A 20,693-nucleotide genomic window follows, 5' to 3' on the forward strand; every position below is an offset into this window, starting at 1 on the left:
TTCAATCTTTCTTAACAACGCAGCAAAAGGGGAACAGCAGCCCGTTTTTCATCAGCGGGCATGAAGACAGCTCTCCGCTATTTGAAGTTATTCCACATTGAAATATCTGGCGTCTGGATGGGCGAAAACGATCGCAGAAACGGAGGCTTCTGGCTCCATCATATAGCCTTCAGTGAGATGGACGCCTATTTCTTCCGGTTTCAATAATTTGAACAATTTTTCCTGATCTTCGAGGTTGGGGCAAGCCGGGTAGCCGAAGGAGAAGCGCTGTCCTTGATATTTCGCAGCAAAGCGCTCGGCCATTGTAAAGTCAACAGGATCAGGAAAGCCCCATTGATCGCGCATTTCTTGATGGATTCGTTCCGCAAAGCCTTCCGCAAGCTCCAACGCGGTCGCTTGAATGGCATGGCTTTGGAGAAATTCTCCTTTTTCCTTGAAATAAGCTGCATGCTCTCGGACGCCGAAGCCGGCAGTGACGATGAATAAGCCCACATAATCCATCTGACCGCTGTCGACGGGCTTTAAATAATCGGCTAAGCAGAGAAAGGGCTCCTTGTGCTGACGGGGGAAAGTAAAGCGTTCAATTTCTGTTTGAGCATCAGCGGGATCATAAATAATCACATCGTCTCCATCCGATTGAGCCGGGAAAAATTGATACAGGCTTGCTGTTTTTAATAAACCCTCTTGTAAAAAGCTGTCGGTCATTTCTTTTAATGCGAGGGCGCGGGCATCTTTTTCTGCCAGCAGCTTTTCCACTTTGCCTTTTAATCCAAGATGATGGCCGATCAGTGTCTGCTTATTGATATACGGTTTCAGATGAGCAACTGGATAGTCGCACTGCACGTGCTTGCGCAAGTCGTTCGGTGTAAATACCGGCACGTCCTGACGAACTGTTTTCTTTGGTTTTTCGAGAACAGCGACAGCGCTCGGCTTCCTCTTTTCGCGGAAGGCTTCGATTTCTTTGCGTTTTTCCTTTTGTTCCTCCAATTCATTCAGCAGCTGCTCTTTCTTTTCTTGATCCTGCAGACGGCTGGCGAGAGACAATCCTTCCATTGCGTCCTTTGCATACAAAACCGGTCCGCTGTACTCGGGTGAAATTTTCGTTTCGGTAAAGCGGCGGGAGAGCGCGGCTCCGCCTACTAGAATGGGCACATCAATGTTGGCCGCTTTCATATCTTGAGCGGTTAGAACCATTTGCTGCGCCGACTTTACCAGCAGACCGGAGAGGCCGACGATATCGGGATGCTCCTTTTTGATGGCTTCAATTAACTCGGAAGGTGTGACCTTAATACCGAGATCGACGACCTTAAAGCCGTTGTTGCTTAAAATGATATCAACCAGATTCTTTCCAATGTCATGAACATCTCCCTTCACGGTGGCCAGGACGACTTTGCCTTTGCCGTTGTCATTTTCTTTTTTCTCCATATAAGGTTCTAAGAAGGCGACAGCTGCCTTCATCACTTCTGCGCTCTGCAGCACTTCCGCCACTATCAGCTGATTATCATTAAATAACCGGCCGACTTCCGCCATTCCTTTCATCAAAGGTCCGTTGATAATATCGAGCGGGGTCTTATACATCGTCAGCGCTTGCTCCAAGTCAGCGATTAACCCTTCCTTCGTTCCTTCCACGACATAATAAGCGAGACGTTCAGGCACGGTTTTGGGGATATCCGCTTCTTTTTTCTCTTTCTTCTTATCGCGGTAAAAATCGGTGAAAGCGGCCAAGGATTCATCGGTTGTTTGAAAAAGCAGCTGTTCTGCAAGTTCAATTTCTTCCTTTGGAATCGAAGCGAAGCGCTCTAATTTCTCGGTATTGACAATGGCATAGTCCAGCCCCGCCTGCGTACAGTGGTATAAATAGACGGCATTCAGAACTTCCCGCCCGACAGGAGGGAGGCCAAAGGATACATTGCTGACGCCTAATATCGTTAAGGCCCTCGGCAGCTTTTGTTTAATTAGCCGAATTCCTTCAATCGTTTCCGCTGCTGATCCAATGTATTGTTCATCGCCGGTGCCGACCGGGAAGACAAGAGGATCAAATATAATGTCTTCGGGAGCAATGCCCCATTTATGAACAAGCAGATCATAAGAACGGATGGCGATTTCCAATTTGCGCTCGCGGGTGACGGCCATTCCGGTTTCATCAATAGTACCGACAACGATGGCGGCGCCGTATTTTTTGACCAGAGGAAGAACCGCCTCGAACCGCTCTTCTCCGTCTTCAAGATTCACGGAGTTAATGATCGCTTTCCCTTGTGAATATTTAAGCGCTTTTTCAATGACGTTTTCATCGGTTGAATCGATGACAAGCGGCACCTTGACCTTTTTGACGACCTCTTTCATAAAGTTCTCCATATCCTCATCTTCATCCCGATCCGGGTTGGCGAGACAGATATCGATAACATGGGCTCCGCCTTTTACTTGTGCCCGGGCAACTTCAGCCGCTTCTTCATATTTTCCCTCAATGATTAAGCGTTTGAATTTTCTTGAGCCGATGACGTTGGTGCGTTCCCCCACGAATAACGGACGCATAGAGTCGTCATATAAGAGCGGTTCAATACCGGATACGGCGTGCTGATGCGGATGTTCCGGACGTTTCCGCGGCGGGAGGTCTTTCACCGCTTCTCTGATCACGCGAATGTGATCAGGGGTCGTTCCGCAGCAGCCGCCCACGATATTCAGCCAGCCTTTTTCAGCGAATCCTTTGAGCTTTTGGGCTAGAGAAACAGGGGATTCATGGTAGCATCCTTCTTCGTCCGGAAGCCCGGCATTTGGATAGCAGCTGACAAAGCTTTTGGAAATGGCCGATAAGGAACGAATATGATCGGTCATAAATTCGGGACCAGTCGCGCAGTTTAAGCCGACCGACAGCGGCTGTATATGTTCAATCGAAAGATAGAAGGCTTCAATATTTTGTCCGGCAAGCGTGGTTCCCATCGGCTCAATTGTGCCGGAGATCATGATCGGCAGCTCTGTTGCTGTCTTGGCAAACGCCCGCTTGATCCCGAGCACACCTGCCTTAACATTCAGCATATCCTGGCTTGTTTCCATTAAAAGCAGATCGCAGCCGCCTTCGATTAAGGCTGTCGCCTGCTCTTCAAAATCTTGGCTTAACGTGTCAAAATCAATACCGCCTGTGACGGACAGCGTCTTTGTTGTAGGGCCGATTGCTCCGGCAACATAGCGCGGCTGCTCGGCTGTTGAGCAGTCATCGGCGCATTGCCGGGCGATTTCAGCCGCCCGCCGGTTGATGGAATACGCTTGGTGTCCTAAATTGTATTCGTTTAATACAAGAGCCGTGCCGCCGAAAGTATTCGTGGCGATAATGTCTGCGCCGGCTTCGAGATATTGGCGGTGAATGCGCTCTATGACGTGCGGAGCTGTCAAATTTAAATTTTCATTGCACCCTTCGTATTCTTCACCTCCGAAGTCATCAGCTGTTAAAGCGGCTTGCTGCAGCATCGTTCCCATCGCCCCGTCTATGATGAGAATTCGTTCTTCAAGCGCTGTTTCAATTGGTGGTCGATTGGACATGAGCGATCCCTCTTTCGTTTGTTTTTCCGTCAAGTTCTTCTATGTAGCGGACTAGCTCTATGGACATTTCATAACGAAGAAATGGAGTAATTAAATAAATTCCGTTAAAAAGCTGTGCCGCCGTTTCAATCAGCTCCTTGGCAATCTGGATTCCTTCACGGGCGGCGGCTTGCTTATCATATTCGCATGCCTTCATCCGTGACAGCGTTTCATCGGATAGCTTAATGCCGGGCACTTCATGATGAAGAAATTCAGCGTTTCGAAAGCTTGTTAAAGGCATGATGCCGATAAATATTGGTGCTGGGATATGCTTAGTAGCTTCATATACTTCAATGATTTTCTCTTTTGTAAAGACTGGCTGCGTGATAAAGTAATCGGCTCCGCATTCTATTTTTTTCTCGAGACGCTTCACGGCCCGTTCAATAACGCGGACATTTGGGTTGAACGCTGCGGCAACGGAAAAGCTTGCTTTTTGATTTAACGGCTTTCCTGAAAAAGAAAGCCCTTCATTTAACTGTTTGATCAGCTGAATCAGCTCTAAGCTGGAAACATCATAAACAGAGGTGGCGCCCGGAAAGTCTCCTACCTTTGTCGGATCGCCGGTGATCGCTAATACATCATGCAGGCCTAAAGCGTGCAATCCCATGATATGCGATTGCAGGCCGATTAAGTTGCGGTCACGGCAGGTAATATGAACGAGCGGGCGGATCTGATGATTCATTTTCAGCAGGGAGGCCATCGCCACATTGCTGATTCGCGGAGAAGCGAGTGAATTATCAGCTAAGGTGATGGCGTCAATGCTCGTTTTTTGGAGCATCTGTGCTCCTTTTAAATAGGCAGCTGTGTCTAAATGCTTTGGAGTATCCAGCTCGACAATGACCGTCCTTCCTTTTTCCACCTGTTCATGAAGGGGAGGGGAGGCAGGCCGGGAAGTTTCTTGAATGACGATGGGTTTGCTTTTCTTGACGGCCTTCTCGATGATCGGTTTGAGACCAAATAGCGCTTTTTTTGCGGCTTCTATATGCTTTGGTGTCGTTCCGCAGCAGCCGCCAATTAAGCGAGCGCCCTGATTGCGAAGCTGAACAGCTGATTGACCGAAGTAATCAGCCTCCGATTCGTAGACGATTCTGCCATCCTCCACATCGAGTAAGCTGGCATTGGGATAAGCCGACAGAAATGCTTTCTCCGGCAGGGGCACTTCTTCAAGCGATTGGATCATATGGTGAGGACCCAGGCGGCAATTGACACCGACTACATCCGCTCCCAGCGACTCAAGCTGCTGCAATGCGTCCGGCAGCGGTGTTCCATTTTGCAGAACACCGGGCTCATGCATCGATACCTGTGTAATTATCGGCAATTCGGTGAGCGGGCGAATCAGCTGCAAAACGGCTGAAAGCTCTTCAAAGTCATAATAGGTTTCAAGTAAAAGGCCATCTGGCTGTTCAGACAATATAGCTTCAGCTTGTTCTCGGATGGCTGTTTCAATTTCTGGGACAGAAGCGGTGCTTTTGCGGATTCCGCGGATTCCGCCGATAGTTCCAAGCACAAAGCGGCGGTGAGAAGCGGCGGCCTTCTTGGCGATTTGCACCGCTGACCGGTTCAATTCCCTCGCCCGGTCTTCTAATCCGTAGCGCGCGAGCTTGATGGCATTGGCGCTGTACGTGTTCGTTTGGATAATGTCGGCGCCTGCTTTCATATATTCCAAATGTATTCGTTCAATAATGTCCGGCCTGCTCATGTTTAATTCTTCGTAGCAGAAATCAATGCCGTAAGAATAGAGCAGTGTGCCCATCGCTCCGTCAGCTAATAATAGTTCATTTTGCAATCGATCTAATAAGCGCATCGTATTCACCCTCTCAAAATAGGTTCTCAAATAAAAAAGCCCTCTTGGATAAGAAGGCTTTTAAATGGTCGGTATAACGTCCTTCTTATCTTTCAAACTAACGAAATAGTTTGCTGGATTTAGCACCGTACCTAATAGCGGCTGGTTGCTGAAGCGTCTTTGGGCCAGGACCCTCGGCTTCTCTTGATAAGAACAAATATGCAATTGTTAAAAAGAATAAAGCTATCATATCTTTATTGAAGCGAAGAGTCAAGAGAATATTTAGAATTTTTAATCGAATAACCAGCGGAAATATAGGGAAAGTTCAGATTTTTAGGACTTTCATCTATCTGGTTGCTGAACAAGAATTTGAAGATTATACTTGCAGTAATTTATGTTTCAGAAATGGAGCGGATGAATAGCCATCCGCTTTATTTTAATGATGGAATCTGCATATAAGATGTCTTTATCTCTCCCTCAGGAATGGGGAAGCAAAAGTTTAAGCGGGAGATTACGTCATCTGCATCGTTTGGGACTCACGATGCAGATGACAAAGGCGTGGCAAAAGGAGGTTATTAGAATGAACCAGCTGCGTTATTCTTTATTCGTACTAATAGGGGCATGCAGCTATGGTATTCAGGGTTCGCTGATTAAGCTGGCGACAAACGCTGGCTTTAAAGCGGAAGAGATTACCGCAGCTCAGTACTTTTTTGGCTTGCTTTTAGTGCTGCTCGTAGTGCTGTTTGCCAAACGGGTGAAGTTGAATATAAAACAGACGGCATCACTGCTGGCTCTTGGGGTGCTCTTAAGTTTAACAGGCGTATTTTATTCAACTAGCATTGAACAATTAACGGCGTCTGTTTCGATTATTCTGCTGTTCCAATTTACTTGGATCGGTATTTTAATTGAAGCTGTGTATTTAAGAAAGTTCCCGTCCAATTTAAAAATTATATCGGTCATTCTTCTCTGGGCAGGCACAGTGCTGGCAGGAGGCGCCGGTTCGGACAACATAACCGCGCTGTTTAATGGCAAGGGGGCTGTCTTTGGCATCTTAGCTGCTGTTACCTTCTCTCTGTTTCTTTTCTTCAGCGGAAAAGCAGGGAAGGGAGTGCCGACAATTCAAAGAAGCTTAGTGACGACGGCTGGCGGCTTAATGACGGTCTTATTAGTTGCTTCTCCCGCCGCCATTACGGAAGGTATCACGACTGGCGCATTCTGGAAATACGGACTGCTTGTTGGTCTGTTTGGAGTGGTGATTCCCATCGTCTTCTTTGCTGTAGGAACACCGCATATTGATTCAGGCACAGCGACCATCCTTGGAGCGGCTGAACTGCCGGCGGCGATCATCGCGGCGATGCTCATTCTCGGCGAGCAAATGACATTGGCACAGATGGCAGGCATTATTTTGATCTTAATTGGAATTGTGGTTCCGCAGTGGCGGCCGAGAAAAAAGGCGCATTCCAGACATCTTTCTGTACATTGATTATCGGACAAAAGAGGCTGGGACCTAACTAAATTTGCTGTCATGAAAGCCGAATCATTGTGTTTAATAAAAACATGAGAAACAATAAAACCGAACTATTACGAAACTCTGAAGGAGCGTTCTAAATAATAGTTCGGCTTTTTTATGAGCTGAAAACCCTTTTTCCCGGCTTCTTCTAGCAGGGAAACCAGCTTCTTTGCCGGAATGGCTGCGGCATCAGCCCCCTGCTTGAGCCAAACCTGTTATTCCTTCAAAGAATCGCAGGCCGATTCATGATATACTTTGGGAAAAAGATGGACAGGGTGAGAAAAATGAACGAGCAACTTTGGAAGAAAGCTGAAGAATTCATTCATCAATGCCACCGCGAGCTGCAAAAGCCGGAGGATGAAACGAGCTCTCGTTTATGTGAGATTAAAGAAGAAATAGAAGAGACGGGAAGCTATACTCATACGTATGAAGAGCTGGCCCATGGCGCGCGGATGGCTTGGCGCAACAGCAACCGCTGCATCGGGCGGCTGTTTTGGCGGACGCTTCATGTGTTAGATGAACGGAGCAGAGATACGGAGGAGGCGGTATTTCAAGCGCTTGCCCGGCATGTGACATTTGCTGAAAACGGGGGAAAGATCCGTCCTGTCATCACGATATTTCGGCCCTCTTTGCCCGGGAAAGGAGACATTCGTGTCTGGAATCACCAATTGGTTCGCTATGCGGGCTATGAAACAGCTGACGGAATCGTTGGCGACCCTGCGTCATTAGAACTGACTCAGCGCTGTGAGGAGCTTGGCTGGCGAGGCAAAAAAACGGATTTTGATTATTTGCCTTGGGTAGTGCAAATCGGAAGCAGACCTCCTAAGTGGAAGGAAGTTCCTTCGGGCTTGATGAAGGAAGTACACATCGTTCATCCGGAGCTGGAATGGTTCAGCGAACTGAAGTTAAAGTGGTATGCCGTACCGATTATTTCGGACATGAAGCTGGAAATTGGCGGAATCCATTATCCGTTGGCTCCGTTTAATGGATGGTATATGGGAACGGAAATCGGAGCCCGAAATCTTGCTGATGAAAACCGTTATCATAAACTGCCTGAGGTTGCTAGGCGCATGGGACTGAACATAGAGAGACTCTCGGATCTTTGGAAGGACAAGGCTTTAACAGAGCTGAATATTGCCGTTTTGTACTCGTTTAAAAGAGCGGGAGTCAGTATTGTCGATCATCATACGGCTGCCCAGCAATTTAAACTATTCGAACAGAGCGAAGCGCAGGAGGAACGGGCGCTTACAGGTGACTGGACGTGGCTGATTCCGCCTATGTCTCCGGCTGCTACGCATATTTTTCATCAAGAGTATGAGAATGCCACACATACGCCGAATTTCTTTTACCAAAAGAAGCCCTATGAATGAAATAAGATGTCTCGCGGCGTTTAAAGATCAAGAAACCGGCCTCTGAAAAGGGCCGGTTTCTTCGGTGCTTTAATTTAGCTTGTTGCTTTTTGCAGGGATTTCATGACGTGAAGTGAGCGTCCCGTACCGATCGCGACAGATTCAAGCGGGTTTGGAGCGAGATGGACAGGAACGATGATTTCATTGCTCAGCCATTCTTGCATTCCATTCAGCAAGGCGCCGCCTCCGCTAATCACTACTCCTCTGTCGACAATATCGCCGCTTAATTCCGGCGGTGAGCTTTCTAAAGTTACGCGAATCGTTTCCAATATGGCAAGCAAGGATTCCTTCAGTGCCTGTTGAATCTCATAAGAGCTGACTTCAATGGTTTTTGGCAGGCCAGTGACGAGATCCCGTCCGCGCACATCCATCGTTTTTTCTTCATGATCGACTAAAGCATACCCAATCTCCATCTTAATATTTTCCGCCGTCCGTTCGCCGATTAATATGTTGTATGCTTTGCGCACGTATTGCACAATATCCTCATCCAGCTTATCTCCGCCTAGACGGAGTGAGTTGCAGGAAACGACGCCGCCATAGGAGATGATTGCAACTTCCGTCGTTCCGCCGCCAATATCCACAATTAAGTTGGCGATTGGCTCGCCAACCGGCAAATCCGCCCCGATGGCCGCGGCTACCGGTTCTTCGATGAGCTGCACATTTTTGGCTCCGCTGCTTTTAATCGCGTCTTCAATGGCGCGTTTTTCCACTGTTGTCGCTCCGGATGGCGTACAAACCACAACGGAGGGCTTGCGGATGGTAAATCCCAAAATTTTGCTCGCTTTTTGCATGATTCCTTTTAGCATGTCCGTGGTGATATCGAAGTCGGCAATTACTCCATCTTTCAGCGGGCGGGTCGCAATAATGCGCCCTGGAGTTTTTCCGATCATTTCTTTTGCTTCACTGCCGATGGCTAATACCTTCTTCGTCTCCGCATCGATCGCCACAACGGACGGCTCGTTAATAATAATCCCTTTATCCTTCGTATAAACTAATAGGTTGGCAGTCCCTAAATCAATGCCAATTTCAGTTTGTCCAAACATCTTGCATTCCTCCAAACGACATTCGTATGCCTTCAGCTTTTATAAGTATAAAATCGCCAAAAGAAGGTTGTATAGGGGACAAAATGTGGAAGTTGATTTGTTACAAATTCATTTAATTTATTACATATGAAAAGATCGGTGATGACCGGATTTTCAACGGATTCAACGAGAGAAATAAAGAGTTTTGTTATCAAAAATTAATGATCGTAAATCAAAAACCCGCTGGCTATGCAGCGGGTTTTTGAGCGGATCGTATGAGCAAAGGACTATTATCACAAATTGGAGAAAAATTCAGCCAGTTCTTTGCTGTATCTTTTTCGCGCTTTGCGGTGTTCTGCCCGATTAACCGCTGTTTCATTCAGCCATTTTTCCTCCTTGGATTCAGGAATGACTTCAGGAACCATTACGGGCTTGCCGTTTTCATCCAGCGCGACAAATGTCAGGAATGAAATGGCGGCTACAGAAGATTCGCCCGTCAGCAAGTTTTCAGCCAGAACTTTTACAAATACTTCCATACTTGTCGTTCCGGTATACGACACCATCGCTTCTAATGTAACTGCATCGCCAACGCGAATCGGCTTCAGGAAGTCGACAGAATCGGTGGAAGCTGTTACCACCGGTTTTCTGGCATGCTTGGTAGCGGTGATCGAAGCGATATCATCTATGTAAGCCATGAGCTTGCCGCCGAATAATGTGCCATGGTGATTCGTGTCAGGAGGAAGCACATGGCTTGTTTTGATAGATAAAGTGTCTTTCATCAGTCTTTTTTCTCTCATGGATGTCACCTCTTTATTTTTTCTCTGTGCTTAGTATAACGCATATGACAAAAAAACCGGCGCTTTTATAAAAAGTATAAGAATTCTGAAATTAACAGTTGTATTATAATTCTTATTAATGTATAAATATTAATAAGGAGATGTTATGAATAACCGTAAATCAATTTATGAGGTGAGAAATAGAATGACGATCAATCTACTGGCAACTCAACATTTAGCTGGAATGGATTTGCTGCAGCTGGCGGATTTCAGCTCCGAAAGTATAGAAGGTCTCGTGCGCTTGGCGGACGATATGAAGAAGAACAAAGGAAATTACGCAAACAGCTTACAAGGACAAATATTAGGCATGATTTTTGAAAAAAGCTCCACTCGTACGCGGGTATCTTTTGAGGCGGCGATGCTCCAGCTCGGCGGCCATGCGATGTTTCTCAGCTCCAATGACTTGCAGATTGGGCGCGGAGAAACGATTGAGGATACCGGTCAGGTTCTGTCCGGATATTTGGATGGAATCATGATTCGGACGCATCATCACTCGAGAATTGAAGCGCTGGCAGAAGCGGCAAGCATTCCCGTGATTAACGGCTTAACGGATGCCTATCACCCGTGCCAAGCATTGGCGGATTTACTGACAGTTTATGAGCTGAAAGGAAAGTTCAAAGGGCAAAAGCTGGTGTATGTTGGCGACGGAAATAATGTCGCTCATTCTCTTATGATTGGATGCGCCATGACGGGCATGAATTTTACTTTGACGGCCCCGGCGGGATACGAGCCGGCCTCTGAAATAGTCGAGAAAGCAAAAGAAATGGCTGCCCGCACGAAAGCGAAGATTGAGATTACAGCCGACCCTTGCGAAGCTGTAAAGGAAGCGGATTTTATCTACACAGATGTATGGACGAGCATGGGTCAGGAGGAGGAAGCAAAAGAGCGTTTAAAGGCCTTCGCAGCATATCAGGTCAATGATCAGCTGATGTCTTTGGCCAAGGCGGATTGTAAATTTATGCATTGCTTGCCGGCTCATCGCGGGGAGGAAGTTTCAGCGAGTGTCATGGACGGCGCTGCTTCGGTTGTCTTTCAGCAAGCAGAAAACCGTCTGCATGCTCAAAAAGCTGTGCTTTACAGCCTGATGAAAAAGTAATGTGAAATCTTCAAACAGAGGACTTTCTTTCCTCCGCCGCTGCTAAAAAGAGGAATAAAGGCTTGTATCACAGCGCCCTCTGCCGGGCATTCAAGACTACCATGCTTAAAGCGGAAGTCTTACGGCATCTTACAGGCAGGAGAAACATTCCGTAGTGTTGCAGTGTCCGCTCAGTTGAAGCTGGGGCATTTTGGCTGTTTTCTCTTAAGGAAGGACGCTTTCGCATCTTGCGGATTTGTTCATTCAGTGTACAATAAATAATAACATAAGAGAGCAGCCTGAGAGGTGGGGACATGGAACTTCGTCAAATCAAATACTTTATGGAAGTGGCCAAAGAAGAGCATGTAACAGAAGCGGCGTACCGTTTGCATGTTGCTCAATCGGCTGTCAGCAGGCAGATTGCCAAGCTGGAGGAAGAGCTGGGCGTAGACTTGTTCTTGCGCGAAGGACGGAATGTGAAGCTGACATTCGCCGGGAAGGTGTTTTTACAGCATATTCAATCTGCAATGAATGAAATAGATAAAGCGGTAGCAGCTGTCAACGACTATTTAAATCCAGAGGCGGGAAAAATCAGGCTTGGATTTCCGACTTCACTGGCAACGAAAACTTTGCCGCGTGTGATTTCTGCCTTTCGAAAGCAATATACCGATATAGGCTTTGACTTTCATCAAGGATCTAACAAAGAGCTTAGAGAATTGGTGGCTGACGGTGAGATTGATTTGGCATTCGTGTCACCCGTGCCGGAGGAAACAGCGGATATCGGCACAAAGATCTTTTTTTCGGAAGATATGCGGGCGCTTTTGCCCGTCCATCACCCGCTCTCTAAACAAAAACAAGTGAATTTGCGCGATCTTATCGAAGATCAGTTTGTCCTCTTTCGCGAAGGCTATGATATGAGAAAGCTGGTCGTTGAAGCTTGCCAGCAAGTAAGCTTTGAACCGAAGGTGGCCTTTGAAAGCGAGGATATCTATACGATTAAAGGACTGGTCGAAGCAGGGCTCGGTGTTACGCTGTTGCCGGAGACGATACTGGCTGATCAGACGCCGCTGGGAACCGTCAGCCTGCCTGTGGTTGTCCCTGCTGTTACCCGCACCGTAGGCGTGGTTTATACAAAAAAGCGCAGCCTGCCGCCAACTGAAAAAATGTTCTATCATTTTCTAATTGATTATTATCATCGGATTAATCAATTCCGATTATAGAAACGACAGATTTAATAGGCGCTATAAGTCCATCATAAAGAGGGGCTCCCTTTCAATTAGGGAGCCCCTCTTTGATAACGGCTATTTAAATCATGTCTGCCCAGTTTCCGTTGCGGAAAATCGGTTCACGCTCTCCGCTTTTCGTTATGCCGTCAATGTTCAAATCATGGGAGCCGATCATAAAGTCGACATGGGTAATGCTTGTATTTAAGCCGTTTTGCTCAAGCTGTTCCTGAGACATGCTTTTTCCGCCCTCTAGGCAAAAGGCATAGGCGCTGCCGATTGCTAAATGGCATGAGGCGTTTTCATCAAATAATGTATTGTAGAATAGGATATTGGTCTCTGAGATTGGCGATTGATGAGGCACGAGGGCGATTTCGCCAAGATAGCGGGCGCCTTCATCTGTTTCGGCAAGCCCCTTCAGAACATCCTCACCTTGTTGAGCGCTGACTTTAACAATTCTTCCTTTTTCAAATGTGATGGTAAACTCATCGATAATATTTCCGCCGTAGCTGAGGGGTTTCGTGCTGGATACATAACCATTGACCCCGTATTTATACGGAACCGTGAACACTTCTTCCGTCGGCATGTTGGCCATAAATGAATGGCCTTGTTCATTGACGCTTCCGGCCCCGATCCATAGATGGCCTTCAGGAAGATCAATGGTTAAATCGGTGCCGGCTGCCGTGTAATGCAAGGATTGATAACGCTTATTATTTAAGTACTCCACTTTTTTATTTAACGCTTGATCATGCTGCTTCCACGCTTTCACCGGATCATCGGCATCGGCGCGCACCGCTTGAAGAATCGCTTGCCAAAGAGCCGGCACTTGCTCTTCTTTTGGCAGGTCAGGAAATACTTTTTGTGCCCATGCTTCGGAAGGGACAGCGATTACGGACCAGCTGACCTTATCAGCTTGGATCATTTGCTTATACCGATGGAGCGCCTGACCGGCTGTTTTTTGAGAAACGGCGATCCGCTGAGAGCTGATCCCTTTAAGCAGGTCCGGACTGGAAGATATGATTGACAGGAAAGCCGCTCCTTTGCTTGCCAGCTCTTCCAGCATCTGCACCCTCCAGCTTGGAAACTCAGTGAATGCTTCATCGGGGGCAAGCTCGTATTTCAGGCGTGATACCTGATCATCGCTCCATTCGACGTATACCTGTTTAGCACCGGCTTCATAGGCTTTTTTAACAACTAAGCGAACAAAGCCGGCCGCATCCGTCGCCGCGTTGATCACAAGCGTTTGGTCTTTTTGAATATTAACCCCGACTTGTACCGCAAGATCCGCATACTTTTCTAATAATTCTTGAAAGTTGTTCATGTAACTGCTCCTTTATCCACATTTTTGTAAGAATATTGTATCAGGAATCAAAGAAATCACCTACTTTTCAGCTTTTAGGGAAAAGCCTCAGCTGGAAGAAGAGTGGGGAAAACGGCGAAAGTCTTATTCGCCGGGGGTTCTTTGAAACAGCTGGCGCAGAATGTCGGGGTCGCCAGCTATGTCTTTAAGCGTGTATTGATCAAGAACGTCAAGATAAGCTTGAAGAGCCTGGAACAGAACATGCTTAAGACCGCAAGCGGGAGAAACCACGCATCGGTTGGTCTCCGGCTGAAAGCATTCCACCAAATGAAAGTCATCTTCTGTTTCTCGGACAACCTTTCCAATATTGATTTTTTCTGGAGGCAGAGCGAGACGAATCCCGCCATTGCGGCCGCGGATTGTTTCAATCACTTTCATTCTGCCAAGCTTATGAATGACCTTCATCAAATGATTTTTTGAAATTTGGTAGGCATCGGCAATTTCCTTGATGTTGGAGAGTTTGCCTTGCTCCTTAGAAGCTAAATAAATCAGCACACGTAGAGAATAGTCAGTATATAGCGTTAATCTCATTTTTTTCACCACGGATTCATTAATATATCTATTATATACTGCCGGAAGCTGCTCTTCAAAGAAGTGTGAACATTTCTTTAAAGATGTATTTAATATATTGCTTTTATATAGGGAATACTATATATATAAAGTATATTGTAAATACATCTTATTGGAGGTCCCACATGCTATCTGAAAAAACGATTGAAATTGTGAAGTCTACTGCTCCTGTTCTTGAAGTAAAAGGAAAAGAAATTACAACCCATTTTTATAAAAATATGTTCGCTGATCATCCTGAATTATTGAATATCTTCAACCATGCCAATCAGGAGAAAGGCCGTCAGCAAACAGCCCTTGCTAATACGGTTTATGCGGCAGCTAAATACATTGATCAATTGGAAGTGCTCGTTCCAGCGGTGAAGCAAATAGGTCATAAACACCGCAGCTTAGGCATTAAGCCTGAGCATTATCCAATCGTTGGAGAGTACCTGCTAAAAGCTATTAAAGAAGTGCTGGGCGACGCGGCAACAGATGATATTATCCAGGCATGGAAAGAAGCGTATGGTGTGATTGCCAAAGTGTTCATCGACGTAGAATCCGGAATGTACAAGGAAGCAAGTAAACAAGAAGGCGGCTGGATGGATTTCAAAGAGTTCGAAGTGAGCGACAAAGTGGAAGAAAGCTCTCTCATTACTTCGTTTTACTTAAAGCCAAAAGATGGCGCCAAGCTTCCTGAATTTTTGCCAGGCCAGTACATTACCATTAAGCTGAAAATTCCGGGTGAGAAATACATTGTAAATCGCCAGTACAGTCTTTCTTGCAGACCGGGTCTTGATTATTACCGGATTTCTGTAAAAAGAGAAGCGGACCATCAGCCGATGGGCAAGGTGTCGAATTACTTGCATGACCACATCCAAAAGGGAGATACAGTGGAGCTTAGTGCCCCTGCCGGTGATTTCCATTTAGATCTGAATAGCCAATCTCCGGTTGCTTTTATTAGCGGAGGCGTCGGCATTACTCCGATGATGGCGATGCTTGAAACGCTTGCTTATCACAAAAGTGATCGGAAAGTAGCCTTTATTCACGCCGCCCGTAATGAAAAAGCTCATGCCTTTAAAGAGCATACGAAACAATTAGTGGAGCAGCTCAGCAATGGGCGTTCTTACATCGCTTACGAGAAAAACGAGGAGCAAGCGATGTGCGACGTCGAAGGCTACATCAGCAAAGAGTTTCTAGGTAAAGTCATTGATCAAGACAGCACATGCTATGTATGCGGCCCGGTTCCATTCATGGAAGCCGTAATCCGTCATCTAAAAGCAATTGGCTTCAAAGAGGAGCAAATCAAGTACGAATTCTTCGGTCCGGCCATGGCACTTGAAGCGTAACAGACAAAATCATCATCTTTCAGGCTGTTGAGGGGTCTCAACAGCCTTTTTTCTATGGAGCGAAAGAAGCAGCATTATTTTCAGCAGAAGTTACATAGAGACGGCTTTCTTGCGGCCGGTGATAATCTTGGCCGCAAGGATGCCATAGCCAAGCGGGCATAGGGGTGTTTGTCAAGCAAGCAAGTTTGCCTTTCATTTAAATCGGGAAAAGAGTGAGCAAATAGACATAAAAAAGGGAGAGATGAAGAATGGGAGAGGCTGTTAAACGGGCCTGGGGACAGCTATGGAACATGCACAATGATATAATCAGAGCTTTTCAGCTCATCACACAACCTTCCTCAAATGGAGGCGGCTCCATCAGCAAAGACGAGGCGGGAGGGAGGAAGAAGCCGAAGCGCTCAAGAAGGCAAAATGCAGGGCTGTGGTTAGGCCCGCTGCTCTTTATGATCTGCTTGTTTGGGGTTTCGCCGGAAGGGATGTCTAAAGAAGCGACAGCGGTGTTAGCTAGCACTGCCTGGATAGCCACCTGGTGGATCACAGAAGCGATTCCTATCCCTGTTACCTCCTTGCTGCCGATCATTTTGTTTCCGCTTACAGGAGCGGTGACGGAAGGAATTACGAGTGCATATGCTGACAGTACCATCTTTTTATTTATGGGAGGATTTATCTTAGCGATCGCGTTGGAAAAATGGCAGCTGCACAGACGGATCGCCTTGAATATTATACTATGTGTTGGCACGAGCACTCAGCAGATTGTACTGGGCTTCATGGTCGCTACCGGTTTCTTATCCATGTGGATTTCCAACACAGCCACGGCGATGATGATGATGCCGATTGCGCTAGCCGTGATTAAACAGGTCGATGACTCACTGGATGGACAGAATGCTAAGGAAACGAACTTCGGTAAGGCGATCATGCTGGGTGTTGCTTACTCCGCTTCGATCGGGGGATTAGGAACGTTAATTGGAACGCCGCCTAATACGATTTTCGCGGGAGTAGTAAAGGAGATCTATCATATCGATTTGTCATTTGGTGTGTGGATGTTATTCGGCGTGCCGCTCGCCATCATTTTAACTGCAGCGGTTTGGTTTTATTTAGTGAAGCTTGCTTTTCCGATGAAGCTGAAGGAAATTCCGGGAGGAAAGAGAAACCTGCAAAAGCAAAAAGAGCAGCTCGGGCGCATGAGCACAGAGGAAAAGGTCGTACTGACCGTGTTTGCTGCAACGGCTGTAGCCTGGATTACGAGAACATTTCTATTAGTGAAATTCATGAGCTTTTTAGATGATACGATTATTGCAATCACAGCCGCTATCCTTCTGTTTGTCCTTCCATCTAAAAAGGCGGAAGACGGCAAGCTGTTAAATTGGAACGATGCCAAAAACATTCCTTGGGGGATTTTGCTATTATTCGGCGGCGGTCTAGCGATTGCCAAAGGGTTTAAAGATTCAGGGCTGGCACAGTGGATCGGAGAACAGCTCACTGTTCTTCAAGGCATTCCGCTGCTCTTTATCATTGCAATTGTTACAGCACTGGTCATCTTTTTGACGGAAATTACATCGAATACAGCGACCGCTACGATGATGTTTCCGATTATGGCATCCCTGGCAGCGGCCTTGCATATTCATCCGTACGGTGTAATGGTTGCCGCGGGACTTGCTGCTTCCTGTGCGTTTATGCTTCCTGTGGCGACCCCGCCGAACGCGGTCGTCTTCGGATCGGGTATGCTGAAAATTCAAGATATGGCAAAGGCGGGTTTTTGGATCAATTTACTCTCCATCATAGTTATTACAGCCTTGATCTATTTATTTATGCCAGTCGTCTGGGGAATGGACCTGCACTCCTTTCCAGCTTCCTTAAAATAAGCGGGCATAAGTTTTTTTATTAAATCCATACACATTTTCTAAATTCATCCGATATTAGGTATACAAATATAAAAAAACAGGGTGAATAAGTATGGATAAAAGTTCAATCATTGGAATTATACTAGGCCTAATTGCTGTCGGCGTAGGTATGGTATTTAAGGGAGTTAGCCCGGCCGTGTTAATTAACCCGGCAGCGATTTTAATTATTATCTTGGGAACGATCGCAGCCGTGACGATCGCTTTCCCTACAAGTGAATTGAAAAAGGTGCCAAAGCTGTTCGGTATTTTGTTTAAAGAGGAGAAAAACATGACTCCTCAAGAAGTGATTCGATTGTTTACAGGCTGGGCGGAGCTGGCCCGCAAAGAAGGCTTGCTGGCTCTTGAATCTAAAACAAATGAAATTGAAGATCCTTTTCTGAAAAACGGATTAAGCTTATCTATTGATGGTCAAAGCGCGGATTATATCCGCGACGTGCTCAATGAAGAACTGGCAGCTATGGAAGAACGCCATGGGGCCGGGGCGGGCATATTTACGCAGGCTGGAACATACGCTCCGACTTTAGGAGTGCTCGGAGCGGTTGTCGGACTGATCTCGGCTCTTGGAAACATGGAGGATACCGACGCGCTCGGCCAGGCCATTTCAGCTGCGTTCGTAGCCACGCTGATGGGAATCTTTACAGGATACGTGCTTTGGCATCCATTTGCGAATAAGTTAAAGCGAAAGTCAAAGCAGGAAGTGAAAGTAAAAGAAATGATGATTGAAGGGATTCTCTCTATTTTAGAAGGAGAAGCGCCGCGCGTGCTGGAGCAAAAGCTGGCTTCTTACTTGCCTGCAGAGGAAAAGAAAAAGCTATTGGAAGAGAGTGTAGAGGCCAATGGCTAAAGGAAGAAGAAAGAAGCACGAAGAAGATCACGTAGATGAATCATGGCTCATTCCTTATGCCGATATTTTGACCTTGCTGCTAGCGCTGTTTATTGTGCTATTTGCTTCAAGTTCAGTAGACGTGAAGAAATTTCAAATGATTTCCCAGTCTTTTAATAGCGTGTTAGGAGGCGGGACGGGCGTGATGGAATATCCGAGTCCCGTTCCTCCCGAGTCGATGAAGGACGGGGAAGTGGAAGAGGGCAGCAAGAAAGAGACAAGCGGCCTTGGAAAGCAAGACCGTCAAGAACTCTCAGAAATGCAAAAGAATATTTCAAAATATATTGAGAAGAACAACTTGCAGGGCAAAGTTCAAACTGCATTAAACGGTGAAGGGCTGCTCTTAAGAATTCGGGACAATGTATTATTTGATTCCGGAGTGGCTGAAATTCGCCCGGAGGAAATTCGGTCTGCCCGGGAAATCTCCCGGCTGTTGGAAATGGACCGGCCCCGCAATATCATTATTAGCGGCCATACGGATAATGTGCCGATCAAAAATGCCAACTTTGACTCCAACTTTGAGCTGAGCGCAATGCGTGCTGTGAATTTCATGAAGGTTATTTTGGAGAACAAAAACCTTGACCCTCGCTTGTTCAGCGCCAAGGGATATGGGGAGTATCAGCCCGTCGCTTCCAACCGCACAAGTATTGGAAAAGCGCGAAACCGCCGGGTGGAAATTCTGATTTTGCCCCAAGGAGAAAAAGAAATGAACGGGAAGCAAGCAGGCTGAACCTGATTTTTCAGGTTCAGCTTTTTTGTGTTTAAGCGCAGCAAGCAAGGGTAAAAAACAATAACAAATAAAGAAGGAGGCGTTGGTTTGGAGAATTTCGTCGAATGGATTGAAAGTTTTTCAGCCTGGCTTTGGGGACCGCCACTGATCACCGTACTGGCCTTATCAGGGATTTATATGACCGTGAAGCTAGGTTTTTTTCAATTCAGGTATCCGATATATATCTTTCAGCAAACATTAGGAAGCATCTTCAAAAAGCCTAAAGGAGAAGGAACCGTCACCCCTCTGCAAGCATTGACCTCTGCTTTATCCTCCACCATTGGAGCCGCAAATATTGTTGGTGTTCCTGCAGCTATTATGTTCGGCGGACCGGGAGCCGTCTTTTGGATGTGGGTGATCGCCATTGTGGGCATGGCTCTAAAGTTTTCAGAGAGTGTATTGGCTGTTCACTACCGCGAGAAAAACGAGAACGGAGAGTTTGTGGGCGGACCGATGTATTATATGACCAAAGGCTTAAATATGAAGTGGCTGGGGATTTGGTTTTCATTCGCGTTAATGATTGAATTGATTCCAAGCCTGATGGTGCAAGGAAATTCAGTCGCTTCAACTGTGAAGCAAACCTTTGAGATTGATGGGCTGTACACGGGCATCGTGATCGCGGTGATTACCGCGCTAGTTGTTTTTGGAGGCATTAAAAGAATCGGAAAAGTGACAGAAGTATTCGTTCCAATTATGGCGCTCATTTATTTAGGCGGAGCATTTGCCATACTTCTCATTAATCTGGATCAGGTTCCTGCTGTATTGGAATTAATCTTTGTCCACGCTTTCCAGCCGATGTCAGCTGTCGGCGGATTTGCCGGCGCGGCTGTTGCTGAAACAATTCGCTGGGGCTTTGCCAGAGGGTTATATTCCAATGAAGCAGGACTGGGAACCGCACCGATTGCCCATGCCGCTGCCACAACCGATCACCCGGTGCGCCAAGGATTCTGGGCGATTATTGGAATTGTTATTGATACGCTCGTCATTTGTTCAGCGACCGCTTTCGTTATTCTTTCAACAGGAGTGTGGAAGCAAGGGGGAGCGGCTGATCAGACCTCCGCTTTAACGACCATTGCCTTTACGGAAAGTTTCGGTCGCTTTGGCAGCTATTTAGTCACCATTTCTTTAGTCTTCTTCGTGCTGTCCACGATTATTGTCGTTGTGTTCTATGGAGCGAAACAAGCGGAATTTCTGTTTAATTTAAAAGTAGCGCAAGCCATTAAAGTAGTCTATCTAGCGGCGATCATTTTCGGTTCAATCGGAGCTGCGAAAACAATCTGGTCATTTCTTGATTTAGCCTTGGCTTCCATTTTGTTGCCTAATATTCTGGCTGTGCTGCTATTAAGCGGTAAGGTAAAAGAATTGAAGGATGAGTTTTTTACTTCGAGAAAGTATTATTTAAAAGACGTTGAGGATGAAAAAGCGAGTTAATCCATGAGGTTTAATTTGAATGC

Annotated in this window: 15 protein-coding genes and 1 riboswitch; of the genes, 9 read left to right on the forward strand and 6 right to left on the reverse strand. The window is 46.5% G+C overall.

What is annotated here, in order from left to right; genetic code table 11:
* Positions 1-87: 87 nt before the first annotated feature.
* A complete protein-coding gene (gene metH, locus CEF20_RS02550) occupies positions 88-3,534 on the reverse strand; it encodes a methionine synthase (protein ID WP_100330357.1) in 3,447 nt (1,148 codons plus the stop codon).
* Positions 3,512-5,377: a bifunctional homocysteine S-methyltransferase/methylenetetrahydrofolate reductase gene (locus CEF20_RS02555; protein WP_100330358.1), complete on the reverse strand. Its 1,866-nt coding sequence runs from the start codon at positions 5,375-5,377 to the stop codon at positions 3,512-3,514. The genes metH and CEF20_RS02555 overlap by 23 nt, the downstream gene beginning before the upstream one ends.
* Positions 5,378-5,459: 82 nt before the next feature.
* Positions 5,460-5,570: riboswitch (SAM riboswitch) on the reverse strand.
* A 366-nt stretch (positions 5,571-5,936) separates the two neighbouring features.
* Between CEF20_RS02555 and CEF20_RS02560 the strand changes: the two genes are divergently transcribed.
* Positions 5,937-6,839, forward strand: a complete 903-nt coding sequence (locus tag CEF20_RS02560) for an EamA family transporter (protein WP_100330359.1) — start codon at positions 5,937-5,939, stop codon at positions 6,837-6,839.
* A 311-nt stretch (positions 6,840-7,150) separates the two neighbouring features.
* Positions 7,151-8,236 carry a nitric oxide synthase oxygenase gene (locus CEF20_RS02565; protein ID WP_232713348.1) on the forward strand — a complete coding sequence of 362 codons (1,086 nt, stop codon included), beginning with the start codon at positions 7,151-7,153 and terminating at the stop codon, positions 8,234-8,236.
* A 74-nt stretch (positions 8,237-8,310) separates the two neighbouring features.
* Here the strand turns inward: CEF20_RS02565 and mreBH are convergent, their stop codons facing one another.
* Together mreBH and CEF20_RS02575 are read right to left on the reverse strand one after the other, a co-directional pair.
* Positions 8,311-9,318, reverse strand: a complete 1,008-nt coding sequence (gene mreBH, locus CEF20_RS02570; RefSeq protein ID WP_100330361.1) for a rod-share determining protein MreBH — start codon at positions 9,316-9,318, stop codon at positions 8,311-8,313.
* A gap of 272 nt (positions 9,319-9,590) precedes the next feature.
* Positions 9,591-10,094, reverse strand: coding sequence for an acyl-CoA thioesterase (locus CEF20_RS02575; RefSeq protein WP_100330362.1), 504 nt, complete (start codon positions 10,092-10,094; stop codon positions 9,591-9,593).
* 184 nt (positions 10,095-10,278) lie between these two features.
* On the opposite strand from CEF20_RS02575, the gene argF reads away from it, so the two are divergent.
* Positions 10,279-11,229: an ornithine carbamoyltransferase gene (gene argF / locus CEF20_RS02580; protein WP_100330363.1), complete on the forward strand. Its 951-nt coding sequence runs from the start codon at positions 10,279-10,281 to the stop codon at positions 11,227-11,229.
* A gap of 293 nt (positions 11,230-11,522) precedes the next feature.
* The gene (locus tag CEF20_RS02585; protein ID WP_100330364.1) at positions 11,523-12,428 is read left to right on the forward strand and encodes a glutamate biosynthesis transcriptional regulator GltC; all 906 of its coding nucleotides are present in this window, start codon (positions 11,523-11,525) and stop codon (positions 12,426-12,428) included.
* An 85-nt stretch (positions 12,429-12,513) separates the two neighbouring features.
* Here the strand turns inward: CEF20_RS02585 and CEF20_RS02590 are convergent, their stop codons facing one another.
* Together CEF20_RS02590 and CEF20_RS02595 are read right to left on the reverse strand one after the other, a co-directional pair.
* Positions 12,514-13,752, reverse strand: a complete 1,239-nt coding sequence (locus CEF20_RS02590) for an aminopeptidase (protein ID WP_100330365.1) — start codon at positions 13,750-13,752, stop codon at positions 12,514-12,516.
* A 123-nt stretch (positions 13,753-13,875) separates the two neighbouring features.
* Positions 13,876-14,322: an RrF2 family transcriptional regulator gene (locus CEF20_RS02595; protein ID WP_100330366.1), complete on the reverse strand. Its 447-nt coding sequence runs from the start codon at positions 14,320-14,322 to the stop codon at positions 13,876-13,878.
* 164 nt (positions 14,323-14,486) lie between these two features.
* Between CEF20_RS02595 and hmpA the strand changes: the two genes are divergently transcribed.
* The 5 genes from hmpA (at position 14,487) to CEF20_RS02620 (ending at position 20,670) form a co-directional block, all read left to right on the forward strand.
* Positions 14,487-15,686, forward strand: coding sequence for an NO-inducible flavohemoprotein (gene hmpA / locus CEF20_RS02600; RefSeq protein ID WP_100330367.1), 1,200 nt, complete (start codon positions 14,487-14,489; stop codon positions 15,684-15,686).
* Positions 15,687-15,934: 248 nt separating this feature from the next.
* Positions 15,935-17,548: an SLC13 family permease gene (locus CEF20_RS02605; protein WP_100330368.1), complete on the forward strand. Its 1,614-nt coding sequence runs from the start codon at positions 15,935-15,937 to the stop codon at positions 17,546-17,548.
* A gap of 91 nt (positions 17,549-17,639) precedes the next feature.
* Positions 17,640-18,431 (forward strand): flagellar motor stator protein MotA, encoded by a 792-nt coding sequence (gene motA, locus CEF20_RS02610; protein WP_100330369.1) that lies wholly within the window; start codon positions 17,640-17,642, stop codon positions 18,429-18,431.
* Complete coding sequence (gene motB / locus CEF20_RS02615) at positions 18,424-19,200, forward strand: flagellar motor protein MotB (protein ID WP_100330370.1); 777 nt, start codon at positions 18,424-18,426, stop codon at positions 19,198-19,200. Before motA ends, motB begins: the two co-directional genes overlap by 8 nt.
* Positions 19,201-19,287: 87 nt before the next feature.
* Positions 19,288-20,670 (forward strand): alanine/glycine:cation symporter family protein, encoded by a 1,383-nt coding sequence (locus CEF20_RS02620; protein ID WP_100330371.1) that lies wholly within the window; start codon positions 19,288-19,290, stop codon positions 20,668-20,670.
* The last annotated feature ends 23 nt before the right edge of the window (positions 20,671-20,693 follow it).

The organism is Bacillus xiapuensis, from assembly GCF_002797355.1.
Lineage (GTDB): Bacteria > Bacillota > Bacilli > Bacillales > Domibacillaceae > Bacillus_CE > Bacillus_CE xiapuensis.

What these genes read in the sequence shown, in the direction of transcription:
- metH (WP_100330357.1), bottom strand. Translation starts at nt 3,534, where the DNA reads ATGTCCAATCGACCACCAATTGAAACAGCGCTTGAAGAACGAATTCTC.
- CEF20_RS02555 (WP_100330358.1), bottom strand. Translation starts at nt 5,377, where the DNA reads ATGCGCTTATTAGATCGATTGCAAAATGAACTATTATTAGCTGACGGA.
- CEF20_RS02560 (WP_100330359.1), top strand. Translation starts at nt 5,937, where the DNA reads ATGAACCAGCTGCGTTATTCTTTATTCGTACTAATAGGGGCATGCAGC.
- CEF20_RS02565 (WP_232713348.1), top strand. Translation starts at nt 7,151, where the DNA reads ATGAACGAGCAACTTTGGAAGAAAGCTGAAGAATTCATTCATCAATGC.
- mreBH (WP_100330361.1), bottom strand. Translation starts at nt 9,318, where the DNA reads ATGTTTGGACAAACTGAAATTGGCATTGATTTAGGGACTGCCAACCTA.
- CEF20_RS02575 (WP_100330362.1), bottom strand. Translation starts at nt 10,094, where the DNA reads ATGAGAGAAAAAAGACTGATGAAAGACACTTTATCTATCAAAACAAGC.
- argF (WP_100330363.1), top strand. Translation starts at nt 10,279, where the DNA reads ATGACGATCAATCTACTGGCAACTCAACATTTAGCTGGAATGGATTTG.
- CEF20_RS02585 (WP_100330364.1), top strand. Translation starts at nt 11,523, where the DNA reads ATGGAACTTCGTCAAATCAAATACTTTATGGAAGTGGCCAAAGAAGAG.
- CEF20_RS02590 (WP_100330365.1), bottom strand. Translation starts at nt 13,752, where the DNA reads ATGAACAACTTTCAAGAATTATTAGAAAAGTATGCGGATCTTGCGGTA.
- CEF20_RS02595 (WP_100330366.1), bottom strand. Translation starts at nt 14,322, where the DNA reads ATGAGATTAACGCTATATACTGACTATTCTCTACGTGTGCTGATTTAT.
- hmpA (WP_100330367.1), top strand. Translation starts at nt 14,487, where the DNA reads ATGCTATCTGAAAAAACGATTGAAATTGTGAAGTCTACTGCTCCTGTT.
- CEF20_RS02605 (WP_100330368.1), top strand. Translation starts at nt 15,935, where the DNA reads ATGGGAGAGGCTGTTAAACGGGCCTGGGGACAGCTATGGAACATGCAC.
- motA (WP_100330369.1), top strand. Translation starts at nt 17,640, where the DNA reads ATGGATAAAAGTTCAATCATTGGAATTATACTAGGCCTAATTGCTGTC.
- motB (WP_100330370.1), top strand. Translation starts at nt 18,424, where the DNA reads ATGGCTAAAGGAAGAAGAAAGAAGCACGAAGAAGATCACGTAGATGAA.